This is a genomic window from Corallococcus llansteffanensis (assembly GCF_003612055.1).
Taxonomy (GTDB): domain Bacteria; phylum Myxococcota; class Myxococcia; order Myxococcales; family Myxococcaceae; genus Corallococcus; species Corallococcus llansteffanensis.
The window spans coordinates 1-2791 of the sequence record NZ_RAWB01000859.1 but is presented as its reverse complement, the minus strand read 5'-3'; the positions used below and the strand labels follow the sequence as shown (position 1 = coordinate 2791).

General features: G+C 69.9%; 2 protein-coding genes. Both read right to left on the bottom strand.

What is annotated here, in order from left to right:
* The coding region (locus D7V93_RS41285; RefSeq protein ID WP_147451623.1) for a serine/threonine-protein kinase at positions 1-1693 on the bottom strand (1693 nt) is incomplete at its 3' end.
* 117 nt (positions 1694-1810) lie between these two features.
* On the bottom strand, positions 1811-2395 hold the full coding sequence (locus D7V93_RS41280) for a GAF domain-containing protein (RefSeq protein ID WP_120648462.1): 585 nt from the start codon (positions 2393-2395) through the stop codon (positions 1811-1813).
* Between the last annotated feature and the right edge of the window lie 396 nt (positions 2396-2791).

Sequence of the window (2791 nt, the reverse complement as noted above, 5' to 3'; positions counted from 1 at the left end):
CCACGGGCGCGGGGCGGTCCACGGCGTAGGTGAGCCCTTCGATGCTACAGGTCCCCTCGATGCAGCCGACGGCCGGCACGGGGGGCTCATTGAACTGGCCCTGCCAGTCCTGGCCCAGATTCAGCGGCTCCCCGATGGGTTGCTGGTCGGAGGCCGGTCCGACGAAGGCCTGCAGCACCCCTTCATCGGTGACGACCAGCTCCAGGCGTGCCGCGCCCTCCGGAGCCTTGAGCCCCAGCATGGTGCCGCGACGGTTGCCCAAGCCCCACTCCAGGGCCAGCGGTGCGCCCGCGCCATGGTGCACGAGCGCCACGTAGCGGTCGTCCCGGCCCACCAGCATCAGTGCGGCCACCGGATCCGGCGGCGGGCCCTCCATGATCTCCTTCAGGCGGCGCTTCAGCGTGGGCGGAGGCGCCTCGGTCCTCACGAGTGCCGTCAGTCGCGCGAAGCCGCCCACCAGCCCCGGGACGTCCACGCGCACGCGCCCGACGTTCGGCTCGTTGCTTTCCACGGGGGGGAAGCGGAAGCCCTTGTTCTCGAACGTGACCGGCCGGCCGGCCACCAGCAGCAGCGATTCACCGGGTGCCTCGCCCACCACCACGCGGCGCTTGTCCGGGAGGACATTCTCCGTCCGCGCCGGGCCGGTGCGTGACGCGACGCCCAGGTCCGCGATGATGGCCTCCCCTGGCATCGCCTGCGGGCTGACCTGTCCGCTGCGGTGCCAGGCCACGCCCAGCACGCCCAGCGCCGCCAGCACCACCAGCACCGCGGCCGTCTGCGCCACCACGCGCGCCGCGTGGCGCACCTTCTGCTTCGCCCGCTGCCAGCGCGTCAGCCGCAGGGGCGGCATGGACAGCAGGCTGCCGGGAACCAGCGGCTCCAGCTCCGCGATGAGCGCGCCTACGGACGGGTAGCGGTCATCTGGATCCGGCTTGAGGCACCGCATCACGATGGTGTCCACCCGCGGATCCAGGCCCGGGCGCTTGCGCGACGGCGGATCGAAGGTGCCCAGCGGCACCTCGCCGGTGAAGGTCTCGTAGAGGATGACGCCCAGGGAGAAGATGTCCGCCCGCGCGTCCGCGCTCTTGGCGTCCACGCGCTGCTCGGGGGCCATGTACGAGATGGTCCCCATGGACACGTGCGTGGACGTGAGCGCGTAGCGCGACGCCGCCTGCGCGTCGTCCAGGAAGGACGCCAGCCCGAAGTCCGACACCTTCGCGATGCCGCCCGCCTGCTGATCCAGCAGGATGTTCTCCGGCTTCAGGTCGCGGTGGATGACGCCCCGGCCGTGCGCGTACTCGATGGCCCGGCAGATCTCCAGCATCCGCCGCAGCAGCACCGGCGTGTCCAGCTGCGGGCTGCGCATGAGCTCGCGCAGGGACGGCCCGTCCACGAACTCCATCACCAGGTAATAGGTGCTGTCCGTCTTCCCCTTGTCGACGATGGCGACGACGTGGGGGTGGCTGAGGGTCGCCAGCGCGGCGGCTTCCTTCTGGAAGCGCGCGATGAACGACGGGTCCTTGGCCAGCTCCGTGTTGAGCAGCTTTACCGCGACCGTGCGGCCGAGGGAGAGCTGGGTGGCCTTGTGGACCTCCCCCATGCCTCCGGCACCGACGAGCTTCTCCAGGCGGTAGCCGCTGATGTGGTCAGGGGTCCGGGCACGGCTGATGGCGGTAGGCTCAATCGAGGACATGGGCGGGGCGCAGGCAGGCGAGGGTAACAGAAACGGGGCGTCGCGTTACCGCCCCGATCATCCCTGTCCCAACCTCCCCGTCCGCAAGGCGGCCGGGCGACCCTGACCCAGGTGGGCTCAGGTATCCCCGGAGGCGGTGCGGAGCACGCTGGTGAGGTTGGTGCGCACCTGGGACAGCGAGGAGCGCATGCTCGCGTGCCGCACCGACGCGCCAATGGCCCGCGCCAGCGACTTGAGCAGGGACACCTCTTCCGGGCGCCAGACGCGCGCCTGGTGGCAGTCCTCGAACGCCACGTACCCCCACCACTGCTTGGCCGGGATGATGGGGCACAAGAGGACGGACTGGACGCCCTGGCGCTCCAGCAGCTCGCGCATCATGGGCGGCGCCTCGCGGGTGGCACAGGAGACGACCATCCCCGCCTCCAGCATGTCCATCCACGACAGCGCGTAGTCGCGCAGCGCCAGCGAGCGCAGCATGGGGTGCGCGTGCGGCGACACCACCCCCGGCTCCGCCCACGCGTGGCGCAGGTCCGTGATGAACCGGCCCGCCAAGTTCGTGGTCCGGTTCTCGAAGATGCAGGCGCGATCCACCTTCAGGGTCCGGGCCACCATGCCCAGGGACTCGGCGCCCGTCGCCGCGCAGAGGCCCTTGTCCAGCAGCAACCGGGACGCTTCGGACACCTTCGTGAACGCTTCCACCATGACCGTCTCGCTTGAAGGGGGGGAGGGGGACGCCCCTTCTTGTCGTGGATGAACAGGCATCCACCTAATGCGTATTAAGCAGGATTCTTCCCCGCCTGTCAAATGGTGGCCTTGCTGAAATTCCAAGAAGAAGAGGGAGATGGAGCGTCCGGTCCTGGAACGACAACAGGGGCGCCCCGGGAAGAGGGCGCCCCTGTCGGGCACTGCGACCTGTTTCGCCCCTTGGAGAAGGCGGGCAGGCGGTGCGTGACGGCGGGATTACTCCGCGGCCTTCTCGGTGGTCTTCTTCTCGGTGGTGGTCTTCTTGGTGGCCTTCTTGCCGGCCGCCTTGGTCTCCGTCTTGGTCTCGGTCTTCGCCTCGGTCTTCACTTCACCGGTCGCGGGAGCGGGGGCAGC

Bases quoted from the DNA above. Each gene is read 5' to 3' on its own strand.
- D7V93_RS41280 (WP_120648462.1), bottom strand. From the start codon at position 2,395: ATGGTGGAAGCGTTCACGAAGGTGTCCGAAGCGTCCCGGTTGCTGCTG.